General features: G+C 64.9%; 20 protein-coding genes. All 20 read left to right on the forward strand.

The genetic code is table 11. The features are described 5' to 3' along the window. Nucleotide 1: 1 nt before the first annotated feature. The 20 genes from RTW82_RS28000 (at nucleotide 2) to RTW82_RS28095 (ending at nucleotide 13,775) form a co-directional block, all read left to right on the forward strand. Nucleotides 2-235, forward strand: coding sequence for a hypothetical protein (locus RTW82_RS28000; RefSeq protein ID WP_236234669.1), 234 nt, complete (start codon nucleotides 2-4; stop codon nucleotides 233-235). Next, nucleotides 235-501, forward strand: coding sequence for a hypothetical protein (locus RTW82_RS28005; RefSeq protein WP_236234668.1), 267 nt, complete (start codon nucleotides 235-237; stop codon nucleotides 499-501). Before RTW82_RS28000 ends, RTW82_RS28005 begins: the two co-directional genes overlap by 1 nt. Then, nucleotides 498-1,469: a helix-turn-helix transcriptional regulator gene (locus RTW82_RS28010; RefSeq protein WP_316927109.1), complete on the forward strand. Its 972-nt coding sequence runs from the start codon at nucleotides 498-500 to the stop codon at nucleotides 1,467-1,469. Before RTW82_RS28005 ends, RTW82_RS28010 begins: the two co-directional genes overlap by 4 nt. Continuing rightward, nucleotides 1,459-1,713, forward strand: coding sequence for a hypothetical protein (locus tag RTW82_RS28015; protein WP_316927110.1), 255 nt, complete (start codon nucleotides 1,459-1,461; stop codon nucleotides 1,711-1,713). The genes RTW82_RS28010 and RTW82_RS28015 overlap by 11 nt, the downstream gene beginning before the upstream one ends. Next, nucleotides 1,710-2,444 carry a hypothetical protein gene (locus tag RTW82_RS28020; protein WP_316927111.1) on the forward strand — a complete coding sequence of 245 codons (735 nt, stop codon included), beginning with the start codon at nucleotides 1,710-1,712 and terminating at the stop codon, nucleotides 2,442-2,444. The genes RTW82_RS28015 and RTW82_RS28020 overlap by 4 nt, the downstream gene beginning before the upstream one ends. Further along, on the forward strand, nucleotides 2,438-3,130 hold the full coding sequence (locus RTW82_RS28025) for a hypothetical protein (RefSeq protein ID WP_316927112.1): 693 nt from the start codon (nucleotides 2,438-2,440) through the stop codon (nucleotides 3,128-3,130). Before RTW82_RS28020 ends, RTW82_RS28025 begins: the two co-directional genes overlap by 7 nt. Then, nucleotides 3,127-3,372, forward strand: a complete 246-nt coding sequence (locus RTW82_RS28030) for a hypothetical protein (protein ID WP_316927113.1) — start codon at nucleotides 3,127-3,129, stop codon at nucleotides 3,370-3,372. Before RTW82_RS28025 ends, RTW82_RS28030 begins: the two co-directional genes overlap by 4 nt. 1 nt (nucleotide 3,373) lies before the next feature. Then, on the forward strand, nucleotides 3,374-4,144 hold the full coding sequence (locus tag RTW82_RS28035) for a Lar family restriction alleviation protein (protein WP_316927114.1): 771 nt from the start codon (nucleotides 3,374-3,376) through the stop codon (nucleotides 4,142-4,144). After that, complete coding sequence (locus tag RTW82_RS28040) at nucleotides 4,141-4,440, forward strand: hypothetical protein (protein WP_316927115.1); 300 nt, start codon at nucleotides 4,141-4,143, stop codon at nucleotides 4,438-4,440. The genes RTW82_RS28035 and RTW82_RS28040 overlap by 4 nt, the downstream gene beginning before the upstream one ends. After that, nucleotides 4,427-4,654 carry a hypothetical protein gene (locus RTW82_RS28045; protein WP_316927116.1) on the forward strand — a complete coding sequence of 76 codons (228 nt, stop codon included), beginning with the start codon at nucleotides 4,427-4,429 and terminating at the stop codon, nucleotides 4,652-4,654. Before RTW82_RS28040 ends, RTW82_RS28045 begins: the two co-directional genes overlap by 14 nt. Further along, nucleotides 4,651-4,869, forward strand: a complete 219-nt coding sequence (locus RTW82_RS28050) for a hypothetical protein (RefSeq protein ID WP_316927117.1) — start codon at nucleotides 4,651-4,653, stop codon at nucleotides 4,867-4,869. The genes RTW82_RS28045 and RTW82_RS28050 overlap by 4 nt, the downstream gene beginning before the upstream one ends. Beyond that, entirely contained in the window at nucleotides 4,866-5,054 is a 189-nt protein-coding gene (locus tag RTW82_RS28055; RefSeq protein WP_316927118.1) for a hypothetical protein, read from the forward strand. The genes RTW82_RS28050 and RTW82_RS28055 overlap by 4 nt, the downstream gene beginning before the upstream one ends. A gap of 442 nt (nucleotides 5,055-5,496) precedes the next feature. Beyond that, on the forward strand, nucleotides 5,497-5,709 hold the full coding sequence (locus RTW82_RS28060; RefSeq protein ID WP_316927119.1) for a hypothetical protein: 213 nt from the start codon (nucleotides 5,497-5,499) through the stop codon (nucleotides 5,707-5,709). Next, nucleotides 5,706-6,857, forward strand: coding sequence for an integrase (gene xerC / locus RTW82_RS28065; RefSeq protein ID WP_316927120.1), 1,152 nt, complete (start codon nucleotides 5,706-5,708; stop codon nucleotides 6,855-6,857). The genes RTW82_RS28060 and xerC overlap by 4 nt, the downstream gene beginning before the upstream one ends. 346 nt (nucleotides 6,858-7,203) lie before the next feature. Then, on the forward strand, nucleotides 7,204-8,268 hold the full coding sequence (rfbB, locus tag RTW82_RS28070; RefSeq protein ID WP_316927121.1) for a dTDP-glucose 4,6-dehydratase: 1,065 nt from the start codon (nucleotides 7,204-7,206) through the stop codon (nucleotides 8,266-8,268). Then, nucleotides 8,265-9,137, forward strand: a complete 873-nt coding sequence (gene rfbA, locus RTW82_RS28075) for a glucose-1-phosphate thymidylyltransferase RfbA (protein ID WP_316927122.1) — start codon at nucleotides 8,265-8,267, stop codon at nucleotides 9,135-9,137. The genes rfbB and rfbA overlap by 4 nt, the downstream gene beginning before the upstream one ends. Further along, entirely contained in the window at nucleotides 9,134-9,679 is a 546-nt protein-coding gene (rfbC, locus tag RTW82_RS28080) for a dTDP-4-dehydrorhamnose 3,5-epimerase (RefSeq protein ID WP_316927123.1), read from the forward strand. Before rfbA ends, rfbC begins: the two co-directional genes overlap by 4 nt. Further along, on the forward strand, nucleotides 9,676-10,542 hold the full coding sequence (gene rfbD, locus RTW82_RS28085; protein ID WP_316927124.1) for a dTDP-4-dehydrorhamnose reductase: 867 nt from the start codon (nucleotides 9,676-9,678) through the stop codon (nucleotides 10,540-10,542). The genes rfbC and rfbD overlap by 4 nt, the downstream gene beginning before the upstream one ends. A 48-nt stretch (nucleotides 10,543-10,590) precedes the next feature. Beyond that, nucleotides 10,591-12,402: a sensor histidine kinase gene (locus RTW82_RS28090; protein WP_316927125.1), complete on the forward strand. Its 1,812-nt coding sequence runs from the start codon at nucleotides 10,591-10,593 to the stop codon at nucleotides 12,400-12,402. Beyond that, nucleotides 12,399-13,775 (forward strand): sigma-54-dependent transcriptional regulator, encoded by a 1,377-nt coding sequence (locus tag RTW82_RS28095; RefSeq protein ID WP_271659320.1) that lies wholly within the window; start codon nucleotides 12,399-12,401, stop codon nucleotides 13,773-13,775. The genes RTW82_RS28090 and RTW82_RS28095 overlap by 4 nt, the downstream gene beginning before the upstream one ends. Nucleotides 13,776-13,961 lie beyond the last annotated feature (186 nt).

Genomic DNA, 13,961 nt, shown 5'->3' on the forward strand with positions numbered 1-13,961 from the left:
CATGGGCTGGGATCGCAATGACCCGATCAACGTCTGGGCGCTCAAGCTGCACGAAGAGATGCACGACTTCAGCGGCTTCTTCACCGGCTGGAACCTCAGCGCCGAGCGCGCCTTCGCTGAACACATCCGCAGCCTCGGCAAGGAGATCGACGAGCTCACCGTGGCCGACCTCAAGGCGGCCGCTGCGCACGCCAGTTCCATATCGCGCGACCTGATCCGGCGGGGTGTCATCTGATGGCCAAGTGCATCCTCGCCGCCCTGGTGCTTGCCTGCTGGATCGCCTGCACCTCCTTCGCCCTCTTCTACTTGGCTCCGGTCATGTTCTTCAGCGCGAGGCCTGAGATGGTTCTGATCGCCTTTCTGGTGCCGGCTCTGTGGATGATCTGCAGCGTTCTGGCGTTCATCGCCTGGGCTGATGCCGGCTGGCCGCCGGAACCCCGCTCAGCTGTTCAAATCCCCAAATCGCGCACGCGCCTCCATTACAAGGAGCTCAACGCATGAATCACCAACCCAGCAAGCACAGTACTGCGCAGGAGCAGAAGGCGCGCCAGCTCAGCGCCGAACATCTTGGCGAGTGCGCAGCCCTGAAAGCCATTTACTCCATCAAGAAGGATGAACTCGGCCTTACCCAGGAAAAGCTCGCGAAGCGGCTCGGGATGAGGCAAGGCTCCCTCAGCCACTACCTGAACGGCAGAAACTCCATCGGCCTCAACTTCGCAATTGAAGTCGCTCGCGAACTTGGGGTTAGGGTCGGCGACTTCAGCCCCCGCTTGGCCGGCCAGCTCAGCCGACTGTCCGAAGATGGCAGCGAGATGTTCGGCGACATGGATTTGGCTCATAACACGAGCCGAATCCAAGACCTGGATGAGACTCTTCACCAGGATGGCTGGTCCTGCGAACTCTCCGTCGACATGCTGCAGATGTTCATGAGCGGATGGGAGAAGGCGAGGCGGGCCGGTCTTTTGCCCGAGGTTACACAGCGTCCGGCCGGAATAGTTGAGGGAGGCAGCCAGATCGGCGCCGCAGTTGACCTGAATGCCAGCGCCCTCAAGGATTTCACTGGTGGCGGTATGGTCCATGCGCCAGCGCGTCGAGCCGGCGTTTCGCGCCACGGTAGCGATGACTCCGAATCCGTAGCGCGCCACGCCAAAACCCTGCTGGACTACTTCCAGCAGTTCCCAGGCTGGGAGGGCTTCCTGGGCGCTATGGGCGAGGCCTTCATGCGCGAGTACAGCGCGCGGACTGACGAACAGGCCGGACACTATGCAGGCATGGTGGCTGCTTTGTCTGTTCCCCTCGCTCCTCAGCTGAAAGGCGTCCTGAGCGGCGAGCAGCGAAAAGGCTTGATGCGCGTAACCATCACAACAGCCGACTTCGTGATGCGCCAACTCACCGTAAGCGTAACCGGTGACATGCCCTGCACCGATGGCCAGTATCTGCTGATCCCGGAGGCCACCGATGGCCAGTGAGCACAAGCCGGGAACCCCCAACCTGCTGATGTGGATGCTCTACCTGCTCACGATCGCCTTCCTGGTGCTCGGCGTTGCCTTCTTCTACTGCTCCATCCAGCAGCAGAAGGAAGGCCCGCGCATTGTCCGTGGCCATGACGTGACTTGCGTACTCATGGGGCAGGCTTTGCAGTGCTGGCCCGAAGTAAGCGTTACCGACCTTCCAGACCTGCCAGAGCCTCAGCGCCAGGGGCTACAGCTATGAGCGCGCATCGCGTCAAGCCAGTTGCGGCCAGCGATATCCCCGCCCTGGGCCAGGCTATGCTCGGCGGCCACTTCGGAGGCATCTACCACCTCAACGGCGAGGAGCGGGCGCTGGTGGTTGCACCCCGCGAAATTGAGTTCCCTGCCCAGTGGTGGGATCGACCCGGGGCGCGGGCCAATGTTCGGGCCGCCAAGAGCTATATCGACGGTATGGCCAACACGAAGGCGATGGCCGAGGCCGGCAGCGCGGTCGCTGCTCGCGTGCTGGGGATGCTCATCGGCGGCCAGACCGGATGGCACATACCGGCACGGGACGAGCTGCTGGTCCTGCAGGTCAACCTGTTGCAGGTGGAGCGCTTCCAGCGCTTCGGCGAGCAAGCCTTCAGTGGGGCGAGCTGCTCGGCGGAGTACTGGTCGAGCACGCAGAAGGCGTCCGGGAATGCCTGGTGCCTGCATCTGCTCCCCTGGTGCACGCCATCCACGAACTGGACTTTCAAAGAGAAGTGGGTGCGGCCGGTCAAGTCCGTCCCGATCATCCGTGAGCCCAACGCGAAGGACGTGGCCGGCAGCGGCAACATTGTCGGGCACATCCCTGTCGTGCGGCATGCCGCCGATCAGCTGCAAGCGATCCTTGAGCGCTTCATCAACGAGGACTCCGGGCGCTTCTACGGGCGCACCTCTGATCTCGCGATTGAGCTGGCCAGGGCTCAGGCGGGAGGTGCCGCATGCTGAACGCCGAGAGCCGCACCAAGCGACTGCTGGAGATATATACCGATCCGGGAATCTCGGAGCTGACGGCCCTGATCGTCCTTCGTCGAATCGTCCGCACCTTGATTCGCGAGCGCGACCGGATGTCGCTGGAGTGCGTGCAGAAGATCAGGGAGCTTCGCAAGGGGCTGCCATTTACCGAGGCGCGCATTGAGCGGATATCCCTGGCGAACAGGGGTATGCGTCGCACCTATCGGGACCAGCTCATGCTGATCGGTGAGTACATCGTCCGCGCCGATATGGCGGGCCTGGGAAACACCGACTTCGGACTGATCGCCGACGTGCTGTGCATCAACCCAGCCCATCGAGAGAAGGCCGCAATCCGCTACGAGGAAGGCGGCCTGGTTGGACTGCTCTTCACGGACCGCTACGAAGACAGCGCCACCTATCGTCAAGCGGCCGACAGAAGCGGCTACTGGTTCGAGATGGGGCCTCTCTCGGCGGTCGTCATGATCTACATGACGGACTGGATGGCGAAGAACAACGACAAGCTCCCTGACCCATTCGGGCCAGGCGGGCCATTACATGGCGTGCCCATCCACTGGACTCAGCCTGACGGCACCATTCTTCGCCAGGCACCTGCGCTGGTGGTGCATGGCCATGACGGGTCCAGCAAGGTCGTTGAGCGCAAGCCGGAGGTGATGAAATGAACGAGCCCACCCTTCTCCCGTGCCCACACTGCGGCGACGAACCTCGGGAGCTCCAGCACGACTGCAGGCTCTGCCTTCAGCGCAAGAAATGCTGCGGGGCCGACGGACAGACCTGTGCCCAAGCCCCGGCTGCATCCGAACAGCAGCAGGCGATCAGCGTTGAGGAGGCTATCAAGATTCTGCTGTCAGGTGGAACGCTGGTGTTTCGAATCCCGCTTTCGGCCAAGGGCGAGGAGGTGTGACGTGGAGGAGAAAACCAAGCCATGCACACTCACCACTCTCCTCCTGTGCCCGCACTGTGGTGGCGAGCCGCAAGAGCTCCAGCACGACTGCCAGTTCTGGATCCAGTGCACGAAGTGCCACGGGTCAGACGCGCAGACTAGCGTGCACACGTCCCAGGCGGACGCCGTCGCAGCATGGAACAAGCGCTGCACCTGTGTAGCGGGTAGCCCGGAGAGCTGGAGCGACGCCCAGGTTCTTGAGTTCCTCGCCGTGGCATTACGTCACGTGACCGTTTCCGGAACCCTTGCTCCGCAGGACATTAGAGACGGCTTCCGCTTCATGTCATCGAAAGACCAGAGCGATGATACTGCCCAGCCAGGAGGTTACTGGGTCGCCGTGCCGTGGCAGATAACCACGGACATGACGGTCGCATTCGCCGACACCTGGTACCGCAAGCGGCGCTCCTTCGACGACCCTGAAATGGATGATGCCTACACAGCCATGCTTCAGGCCGCTCCACCACTGCCATTACCGAATCAGGTCTCCCGCATTCCTGCTGGGTTGTACCGTGAGCTTGCCGCTCTTCGAGAGCTTCGCGATCAGTTCAAGTCCTACTCTCGACGCTTCCTGCGCGACGAAATGGAGGACCAAGACAGCTGCATAAGTGCGGACCAACACGCGATGGCCTCGGGACTGGCGCAAGCCCTGGCGGAGGCATTCGATAAGGAGTGGAAGGGGTCAGCACATGCTGATCATGGAGAGAGCTCAGTCTCCCTGGAGGGTGAACGATGAGCGACGTGAAGCGGTACGCGTTCCAGTGCCATCGCCGGCCTTTTGGCATGGAGACGGTCACGTTCGGGAACTACGTGCACCATGAAGACTACGCAGCCCTGCGGGTCGATCGTGACCAACTCCGAGACAAGCTCGCACTGATCAAGGGGCGGGAACCGTTCAAGTCGGCCGGCGCGGCCTGGCTCAACAGCCAGCAGCGCTCCAAGTATGGCGACGAAAGCGAAGCCGAGGAGGCATTCCTGGCGGGGTATATGGCCGCGCTCTCTGCAGCGGAGGCTCTCAATGAAGGTCGCTGAAATGATCGTTTGGATGTTCGGCCTGCTGTGCGGCGCCGTAGTCCTCTGCTCTCCGGCGGCATGCGTTGCGAACCGTCACATCCAGGTCGAGAAGGCGATTGCGGCAGGAGCAGACCCGCTTGAAGCCAAGTGCGCGATAGAGGGCATGAACGACCAGTCGCAGATTTGCCTGGTGTTGGCAGCGCGCGCAGGAGCAGGAGGCGGCAAGCAATGACCATCATCTTGCGACCCATGACCAAGCGGAACGAAGCGCAGCGGAAGAAGGCTGCAGCCATGAAGGAGGCCGCTCGGTCGAGAGTTCTCGAGCTGCACCGCAGCGGCGTAACGGCTCACCACAAGATCGCCAAGCAGCTGAAGGTGAGCCTGAGGATTGTGCGTGATGTGCTCGTGGAAGCGGGCCTTCACGAAATCAAGGAAAGGGGCTGGTGATGGAAGTCCAAGGCTACCGATTCTTCGCATGGCTGTTCGGCATTTCCTTCTGGATCATGTTCGCCATATCCATGGTCAGCCTTAACCAGCGCGACGAAGCGAGGCGCGCCGCCACTACAGATAATGGCGCCGGGGAGCGCGTGGTCATGGAGTGCGTGCCGGTCAGCCGAGGGGGATCGAGATGAACCCTATCGCAACTGCAGCGCTGGAGCGGGCGCTAGCCAGGCGGGCCGTAAGGCTGGAGAAGGTGGGCGAAGAAGCGTCTGCCGACTCCGGTCATGGCGACCAGGCCCTGGCGGGGGATCCACCTGTCGCCAGGCAGCGGCATATCCCGCTGCCTGATGAGGCGATGAGGGTGGACCTGGTTCTGCGGATTGAGGGTAGGCGTGAAGCTCTGGGGATTGTTGACCGGAGCAGGCTGATGATCCGCGGGACTGGCGACCTGTCCATCCTGCAGGACCAGCTAGAGCGAGCCGCTCATGGGCGCCCCTACAGCTACGCGGTGGGCGTCTTGGATGTAGCGAGCCTTGTTCATCAACTAATTGATAGACCTAAGCGGCGGGAAGACAGCGCCGCGCCACGAATCACGCGGACTGTTGATGTAGCGCGCCACGAGGATATAACCCCATGAGCAACGCACAGATTCTTGAGTTCGAGGACCTGCAGCGCATCACCGGATACTCCCGTCGCTCCGACGTGGAGCGGACCATGCGCGCGCAGGGCATCAAGCTCTTCCTTGGTCGCAAGGGCCCCTGGACTACCATCGACCTGGTGAACAGCGCCGGCGGCATCCAGCAGACCCAGCAGCCCGATAGCTACAGCCCGGACATCCTTGGATGAAGAGCGGAAGGAAGCGGCAGCACAACCCGCGTATACCGGGTCACATCGACCAGAGCGCGCTCCCGAACGGCGTCTACTTCGACCATCGAGGCAGCGGCACCTGGTACATGCTTTCCTTCAACGAGGCTGGCCGGCGGCAGCGCAAGAACCTGTGCGGCGCTGATGTCACGCTGTCCGAGCTCCACAAGCTGGTCGAGGACATTCACGGAGTGGACCGCGACAGCCTGCGCTACCTCTGCGAGCAGTTCCGGATCAGCGACAAGTTCACCAGGCTGCAGAAGAGCAGCCAGGACGACTACGACTACTGCCGCGACGTGCTGTTGAGCCTGCCGACGAAGATCCCAGGTAAGACCCTGGGCCACCTGGCCGTGCGCAAGTTCACGCCGCCACTGATCCAGCGCCTGGTGGACAAGATCGCCCAGGAAGGCACGCCGTCGAAGGCCGCCCACGTCCTGCGCTACCTGCGCAGGGTCATGCAGTGGGGAAGGAACAGGGGGTATGTCGACGTCAACCCGGCCCAGGGGATCGAGGCGCCGAAGGAGCGCAAGCGGCGGAGACTTCCTACCCCGGTGGTTATGGCCAGGCTGATCCAACGCGCGCAGGAGCTCGGCAAGCTCAAGCGAGGCCAGAAGGGCGCCTGCTCGCCATACCTCTGGTACGTGATGGAGATCAGCTACCTGTGCCGCCTGCGCGGAATCGAAACGGTGACGCTCACGGATGCGAACGAGACCGAAGAGGGATTGGTGACCAACCGGAGGAAGGGAAGCCGGGACAACGTCGTCAGGTGGACGCCAAGGCTGAGAGCGGCATGGGATGCCGCGAAAGAGTACAGGGCATCGATCTGGAAGGCGAAGGCCATGCCGGTGCCGATCCAGGCAGAGCAAAGGCGCCTGATCGTGGCCGCCCACGGCGGTGCTCTGCAGAAAAGCAGCCTGGACTCGGCCTGGTGGCGCTTCATTGATAGCGCCATGGAGGAAGGGATTCTTACGGAGGAGGAGCGCTTCGGCATGCACGACCTGAAGCGGAGGGGCATCACCGACACGGCCGGCACGCGAGGGGAGAAGCAGCAGGCCAGCGGGCACCGAAGCGAGGCGATGCTGGACGTGTACGACCTGAGCCTGCCGGTGGTGAACCCTTCGGCAGATTGAGTTATCCACAGGGAGCCTGCCGATTTCTCGGCGTACAATCAGACCGTAACCCATTGAAGTGCTTGCCTTTGCGGTCTGTTTGGGGCGTACAATGTTGCAACCTAAGTGATTGATTTATAGTCTAGAAGGGCTTGACTTGTAATCAGTAGGTCCCGGGTTCGACTCCTGGTGCCGGCACCAAAACATGAAAAAGCCCCGCAGAGATGCGGGGCTTTTTTGTTTTCGGGGCTTTCTGTCACCAGGGCACAATAACTTCATACCGAACATCTGTTGCTTCAAAAGCAAACTCAATTTCCGTAGCGACCGACGGCAGATATCATCACCCTTATTTAGTCGAGGTTCAGGGATGCGCATTCTCATCACCGGCGGAGCCGGCTTCATCGGTTCCGCACTCGTCCGGCACCTGCTGAACGAAACAGACCACGAGGTTCTCAACCTCGACAAGCTGACCTACGCCGGCAACCTCGAATCCCTGGCCAGCGTGGCGAACAGCCCCCGCTACCAGTTCCTCCAGGCCGACATCGCCGACAGCGACGCCGTCAACGACGCCCTGCAGCGCTTCCAGCCCGACGCAATCATGCACCTGGCAGCCGAGTCCCATGTCGACCGCTCCATCGACGGCCCGGCCGAATTCATCCAGACCAACATCGTCGGTACCTATGCGCTGCTGGAAAGCACCCGCGCTTACTGGTCCGGACTGGATGCCGAGAGCAAGGCCGCCTTCCGCTTCCATCACATCTCCACCGACGAGGTGTATGGCGACCTGCATGGCGTGGACGACCTGTTCACCGAGACCACGCCCTATGCGCCCAGCTCGCCCTACTCGGCGAGCAAGGCGGCGTCCGATCACCTCGTCCGCGCCTGGAACCGCACCTACGGCCTGCCGGTGCTGCTGACCAACTGCTCCAACAACTACGGCCCCTATCACTTCCCCGAGAAGCTGATCCCGCTGATGATCCTCAACGCCCTCGAAGGCAAGCCGCTGCCGGTCTATGGCGACGGCCTGCAGGTACGCGACTGGCTGTTCGTCGAGGACCACGCCCGCGCCCTGGTCGAAGTCGTCACCCGTGGAGTGGTCGGCGAGACCTACAACGTCGGCGGCCATAACGAGCAGAAGAACATCGATGTGGTGCGCGGCATCTGTGCGCTGCTGGAAGAGCTCGCACCCGCCAAGCCCCAGGGCGTCTCCCGCTTCGAGGAGCTGATCACCCATGTGAAAGACCGCCCGGGGCACGACCTGCGCTACGCCATCGACGCCGGCAAGATCGAACGCGAGCTGGGTTGGAGGCCTCAAGAAACCTTCGAGACCGGCCTTCGCAAGACGGTGCAGTGGTACCTCGACAATCTGGAGTGGTGCCGCCGCGTACAGGACGGCAGCTACCAACGCGAACGCCTGGGAGCCCAAGCATGAAAGGCATCATCCTCGCCGGGGGCTCCGGCACCCGCCTGCACCCCATCACCCTCGGCGTGTCCAAGCAGCTGCTGCCGATCTACGACAAGCCGATGATCTACTACCCCATCTCCGTGCTGATGCTCGCCGGCATCCGCGAGATCCTGATCATCTCAACCCCCCAGGACCTGCCCCAGTACCGCAACCTGCTGGGTGACGGCAGCCAGTTCGGCGTGCGCTTCAGCTATGCCGAACAGCCTTCGCCGGACGGGCTGGCCCAAGCCTTCCTGATCGGCGAGGAGTTCATCGGCAGCGATTCGGTCTGCCTGATCCTCGGCGACAACATCTTCCACGGCCAGCACTTCACCGAGAAGCTCAAGCGCGCGGCCGAAGGCAATAAAGGCGCCACCGTGTTCGGCTACTGGGTCAACGACCCGGAGCGCTTCGGCGTCATCGAGTTCGACGAGCAGGGCCAGGCCATCTCCATCGAAGAGAAGCCCGCCAAGCCCAAGTCCAGCTATGCCGTCACCGGCCTGTACTTCTACGACAACGACGTGATCGAGATTGCCAAGGCGGTGAAGCCTTCCCACCGTGGCGAGCTGGAGATCACCGACGTCAACAACGCCTATCTGAAGCGCGGTGACCTGCGTGTCGAGAAGCTCGGCCGCGGCTTCGCCTGGCTCGACACCGGCACCCACGACAGCCTGCTGGAGGCCTCCCAGTACGTGCAGACCATCGAGCACCGCCAGGGCCTCAAGGTCGCCTGCCTGGAAGAGATCGCCTTCCAGAACGGCTGGATCGACAAGGCATTGCTGCTGGAGCGGGCCAAGGCTTTCGGCAAGACCGGCTATGGCCAATACCTCTACAAGCTGGCAGGAGAGCAGGCATGAAGGCCATCGCCACCGAACTGCCGGAAGTGCTGATCCTCGAACCCCGCGTGTTCGGCGATGAGCGCGGTTTCTTCTTCGAGAGTTTCAACGCCCGCGCCTTCGAAGAGGCCACCGGCCTCAAGCGTGAGTTCGTCCAGGACAACCATTCGCGCTCGCAAAAGGGCGTGCTGCGCGGCCTGCACTACCAGCTGCAACAGGCCCAGGGGAAATTGGTACGGGTCACCGCCGGCGAGGTGCTCGACGTCGCCGTCGACGTCCGCCGCAGCTCGCCGAACTTCGGCCGCTGGGTCGCCGTGCACCTGTCTGCCGAGAACAAGCGCCAGCTCTGGGTTCCGGAAGGCTTCGCCCATGGCTTCGTGGTGCTCAGCGAGTTCGCCGAGTTCCTCTACAAGACCACCGACTACTACGCCCCGGCCCACGAGCGTTGCATCCGCTGGGATGACCCGACCCTGGCCATCGACTGGCAGCTCAGCGAAGCGCCCCAGCTTTCCGCCAAGGACCAGGCCGGCCTGAGCCTCGAAGAGGCCGACGTATTCCCATGAAGATCCTCATCACCGGCCACAGCGGCCAGGTCGCCCGCGAACTGCGCCTGGCCCTGGCCGACCAGGCCGAGCTGCTCGCCCTCGGTCGCGACCGCCTGGACCTGGCTGACAGCGACGCCATCCGCCGCCTGGTACGCGCCGAGCGCCCCGCACTGATCATCAACGCTGCCGCCCACACCGCCGTGGACCAGGCCGAAAGCGAGCCCGAGGCCGCCTTCGCCCTCAACGCCACCGCCCCCGGCGTGCTGGCCGAGGAAGCCGCCGCCCTGGGCGCACCGCTGATCCACTACTCCACCGACTACGTCTTCGACGGCAGCAAGAACGCGCCCTACACCGAGGACGACCCGCCCAACCCGCTGGGCGTCTACGGTCGCAGCAAGCTGGCCGGGGAAGCGGCGATCCGCGCGGTCGGCGCTGCGCACCTGATCCTGCGCACCAGCTGGGTCTACTCCCTGCACGGCCGCAACTTCCTGCTCACCATGCAGCGCCTGCTGCAGGAGCGCGATCACCTGCGTGTGGTGGCCGACCAGATCGGCGCGCCCACCTGGGCCGGCAGCATCGCCACAGCCACCGCCGCATTGGTCCAGCGTTGGCAGGACGGCCGCCAGGCCTGGGGCACCTACCACTTCAGCGCCGGCGGCGAGACCTCCTGGTTCGGCTTCGCCAGTGCCATAGCCGATACGCTCAAGGCCGAAGGCAAGCCCTGCGCCAGCCTGGAGCCCATCCCCAGCAGCGCCTATCCCACGCCTGCCCAACGCCCGCTCAACTCGCGGATGGACGGCGGCAAGCTGCTACGCGACTGGGACGTCGCCCTGCCCGACTGGCGCCTGGGCCTGGACGAGTGCCTGCGTCACCCTCGCTGAGCCCGCCGGTGTCATAATGCGCCGCATCCCCGGCGCATTCCGACACCCATGACCGCCAACGCCCTACCCTATCGTCCCCGCTGGCGCAGCCTCGTCCTGCTGGCCCTGGTCCTGGCGCCCTTGCTGTGGCCGGCCCACCACCTGGCCGAGCGTTATTACAACCAGGCCCTGGCCGAGCAGAACCGGCAGACCCTCGACCTCTACGTCGCCAACCTGCTGGGCACCCTGCGTCGCTTCGAGGTGCTGCCGCCGATCCTCGCCGACCTGCCGGCCCTGCGCAGCCAACTGGCGGACCCGAAGGACCCGGCCCGCCTGGAAGCCGCCAACCGCCTGCTGGCCGAAGTGCGCGACGAAACCGGCGCCGACGTCATCTACCTGATGAACCCCCAGGGCACCACCCTCAGCTCCTCCAACTGGGACAAGACGGACAGCTTCGTCGGCCGCGACTTCGCCTTCCGCCCCTACTACCGCGAGGCGCTCATGGGCCGCCAGGGCCGCTTCTTCGGGCTCGGCACCACCTCCGGCAAGCGCGGCTATTTCTATGCCAGCCCGGTGCGCGACGGCCAGGCGGTGATCGGCATTCTGGTGGTCAAGGTCGACCTGGACGACGCCGAATCCCTCTGGGGCAACACCCCCGAGCAGTTGCTGGTGACCGACTCCAACGGCGTGGCGATCATCACCTCGCGCCCGCAATGGCGCTTCCACGCCACCCGCGAGCTGGACAACGCCGAGCGCGCCGCCATCTCCGCCAACCAGCCCTATCCGACCCAATCCCCCGAGCCCATCCGCCTGCGTCCGGGCGAGTGGATCACCCAGAGCCGTGAGCTGCGCGAGACGGGCTGGACGGTCAGCATCCTCGCCCCGCAGGTGCTGGTGGACCGCCAGGTGCGCACCACCGACGCCATCGCCGCTGCCACCCTGCTCGCCCTGCTGCTGCTGCTCGGCCTGATGATGCAGCGCCGTCGCCACTACCTCGACCGCATCGCCCTCGATGCCCGCGCCCGGCGCGAGCTGGAGCTGCGCGTGCAAGAGCGCACCCAGGACCTCGAAGCCCTCAACAGTCGCCTCAAGGTGGAAGTACTGGAGCGCGAGCAGGCCCAGCAGGAACTGGTCCGCGCCCAGGACGAAGTGGTCCAGGCCGGCAAGCTCTCCGCCCTCGGCACCATGTCCGCCAGCATCAGCCATGAGCTCAACCAGCCCCTGGCCGCCATCCGCAGCTACGCCGACAACGCCGGCGTGCTGCTGGACCACGAACGCTACGACGACGCCCGCGGCAACCTGCGGCAGATCAGCGAGCTCACCGGGCGCATGGCCTCGATCATCGCCCACCTGCGCGCCTTCGCCCGCCGCGACCGCCACGCCCCGGAAAGCGTCGCCCTGCAACCGGCGCTGGACGATGCCCTGTCGCTGCTGGCCAAGCGCCGCCGGGCGATGGACGTGGAGCTGATCCGCGACATGCCCGAAGCCCAGCTCTGGGTCCAGGCCGGCGAAACCCGCCTGCGCCAGGTACTCGGCAACCTGCTGGCCAATGCCCTCGACGCCCTGGGCGAGAAACCCCATCCCCGGCGCATCTGGCTCAGCGCCGAGACCCACGCCGAAGGCGTGACCCTGACCCTGCGCGACAACGGCCCCGGTTTCAGCCGCGAGGCCCTGCAGCGCGCGCGCGAACCCTTCTTCACCACCAAGACCAGCGCCCAGGGCCTCGGCCTCGGGCTGGCCATCTGCGACAGCCTGATCCGCGCCCTCGGCGGCGAACTGCTGCTGGCCAACCACCCCGAAGGCGGCGCCCTGCTGACCCTGCGCCTGCGCTCCGCCATCCCCGGCGCCAACCCCCTCTCACCCGAGGACCACTCCGCATGACCCAGCCCATCGAAGCCGGCATCCAAGTCCTGCTGGTCGACGACGACCCGCACCTGCGCCAGGCCCTGAGCCAGACACTCGACCTTGCCGGCCTCAAGGTCCTCACCCTGGGCGATGCCAATGGCCTGGCCGACCGTCTGCCCGCCGACTGGCCAGGTGTGGTGGTCAGCGATATCCGCATGCCCGGCGTCGACGGACTCGAGCTGCTGCGCCAGCTCCACGAGCGCGACGCCCAGTTGCCCGTACTGCTGATCACCGGCCACGGCGACGTCCCCCTGGCGGTGCAGGCCATGCGCGCCGGTGCCTACGACTTCCTGGAAAAACCCTTCGCCAGCGAAGACCTGATCGACAGCGTGCGCCGCGCCCTCGACCTGCGCCGCCTGGTGCTGGAGAACCGCAGCCTGCGCCTGGCCCTTTCCGATCGCCAGCAGCTCAGCGGCCGCCTGGTAGGCCAATCGCCAGCAGCTCAGCGCCTGCGCGAGCAGATCGGCGCCCTCGCCGGCACCAGCGCCGATGTGCTGATCCTCGGTGAGACCGGCGCCGGCAAGGAAGTGGTCGCCCGCGCCCTGCACGACCTCTCCGCACGCCGCGACGGCCCCTTCGTCGCCATCAATGCCGGTGCCCTGGCGGAGTCGGTGGTGGAAAGCGAGCTGTTCGGCCATGAGCAGGGCGCCTTCACCGGCGCGCAGAAACGCCGCATCGGCAAGTTCGAATACGCCAATGGCGGCACCGTGTTCCTCGACGAGATCGAGAGCATGAGCCCGGACGTGCAGGTCAAGCTGCTGCGCCTGCTGCAGGAGCGCGTGGTCGAACGCCTCGGCGCCAATCAGTTGATCCCCCTCGACATCCGCGTCATCGCCGCCACCAAGGAAGACCTGCGCCAGGCCGCCGACCAGGGCCGCTTCCGCGCCGACCTTTATTACCGCCTCAACGTCGCCAGCCTGCGCATCCCGCCGCTGCGCGAGCGCGGCGAAGACATCCTGTTGCTGTTCCAGCACTTCGCCGAAGCGGCGGCCACCCGTCACGGCAGCCCGCAACGTACGCTGGACAGCTCCCAGCGCGCCCTGCTGCTGACCCATGACTGGCCAGGCAACGTCCGTGAACTGCAGAACGCCGGGGAGCGCTTCGCCCTCGGCCTCGACCTGGCGCTGGACAATGGCACGCCAGACCTGCCCGCCAGCAACGGCGGCGGCCTGAGCGAGCAGGTGGAAGCCTTCGAGCGGGCGCTGATCCTGGCCGAGCTGGGCAACCCGCACAATTCGATGCGCAGCCTGGCCGAAGCCCTGGGCCTGCCGCGCAAGACGCTCTCGGACAAGCTGCGCAAGCACAACATCAGCTTTGGCGGCGGAAATCCCGCAGAAGAACAGGACTGATCGGCGACTTTCCGCTCAAAGAAAGCAGCTGCCCACCGCCCGCGCCAGCAATGGCGGGCCTCCGGGGCGCTGGCACAGGCCTTGCTCCATGCACCGCATCTCAACGCTTAGGCGTTGACCAGGGCCCCCTCCCCGGGATGCCCGCCCGCAACGGCCACAAGCCGCCACCGGGTTTCTTTCCCCAGC

Source organism: Pseudomonas sp. zfem005 (assembly GCF_032621735.1).
In the GTDB taxonomy this organism is placed as follows: Bacteria; Pseudomonadota; Gammaproteobacteria; order Pseudomonadales; family Pseudomonadaceae; genus Metapseudomonas; species Metapseudomonas solani.

What these genes read in the sequence shown, in the direction of transcription:
- RTW82_RS28060 (WP_316927119.1), top strand. Translation starts at nt 5,497, where the DNA reads ATGAGCAACGCACAGATTCTTGAGTTCGAGGACCTGCAGCGCATCACC.
- rfbC (WP_316927123.1), top strand. Translation starts at nt 9,134, where the DNA reads ATGAAGGCCATCGCCACCGAACTGCCGGAAGTGCTGATCCTCGAACCC.
- RTW82_RS28090 (WP_316927125.1), top strand. Translation starts at nt 10,591, where the DNA reads ATGACCGCCAACGCCCTACCCTATCGTCCCCGCTGGCGCAGCCTCGTC.
- RTW82_RS28030 (WP_316927113.1), top strand. Translation starts at nt 3,127, where the DNA reads ATGAACGAGCCCACCCTTCTCCCGTGCCCACACTGCGGCGACGAACCT.
- RTW82_RS28040 (WP_316927115.1), top strand. Translation starts at nt 4,141, where the DNA reads ATGAGCGACGTGAAGCGGTACGCGTTCCAGTGCCATCGCCGGCCTTTT.
- xerC (WP_316927120.1), top strand. Translation starts at nt 5,706, where the DNA reads ATGAAGAGCGGAAGGAAGCGGCAGCACAACCCGCGTATACCGGGTCAC.
- RTW82_RS28050 (WP_316927117.1), top strand. Translation starts at nt 4,651, where the DNA reads ATGACCATCATCTTGCGACCCATGACCAAGCGGAACGAAGCGCAGCGG.
- RTW82_RS28045 (WP_316927116.1), top strand. Translation starts at nt 4,427, where the DNA reads ATGAAGGTCGCTGAAATGATCGTTTGGATGTTCGGCCTGCTGTGCGGC.
- rfbB (WP_316927121.1), top strand. Translation starts at nt 7,204, where the DNA reads ATGCGCATTCTCATCACCGGCGGAGCCGGCTTCATCGGTTCCGCACTC.
- rfbD (WP_316927124.1), top strand. Translation starts at nt 9,676, where the DNA reads ATGAAGATCCTCATCACCGGCCACAGCGGCCAGGTCGCCCGCGAACTG.
- RTW82_RS28000 (WP_236234669.1), top strand. Translation starts at nt 2, where the DNA reads ATGGGCTGGGATCGCAATGACCCGATCAACGTCTGGGCGCTCAAGCTG.
- RTW82_RS28015 (WP_316927110.1), top strand. Translation starts at nt 1,459, where the DNA reads ATGGCCAGTGAGCACAAGCCGGGAACCCCCAACCTGCTGATGTGGATG.
- RTW82_RS28025 (WP_316927112.1), top strand. Translation starts at nt 2,438, where the DNA reads ATGCTGAACGCCGAGAGCCGCACCAAGCGACTGCTGGAGATATATACC.
- RTW82_RS28020 (WP_316927111.1), top strand. Translation starts at nt 1,710, where the DNA reads ATGAGCGCGCATCGCGTCAAGCCAGTTGCGGCCAGCGATATCCCCGCC.
- rfbA (WP_316927122.1), top strand. Translation starts at nt 8,265, where the DNA reads ATGAAAGGCATCATCCTCGCCGGGGGCTCCGGCACCCGCCTGCACCCC.
- RTW82_RS28095 (WP_271659320.1), top strand. Translation starts at nt 12,399, where the DNA reads ATGACCCAGCCCATCGAAGCCGGCATCCAAGTCCTGCTGGTCGACGAC.
- RTW82_RS28005 (WP_236234668.1), top strand. Translation starts at nt 235, where the DNA reads ATGGCCAAGTGCATCCTCGCCGCCCTGGTGCTTGCCTGCTGGATCGCC.
- RTW82_RS28010 (WP_316927109.1), top strand. Translation starts at nt 498, where the DNA reads ATGAATCACCAACCCAGCAAGCACAGTACTGCGCAGGAGCAGAAGGCG.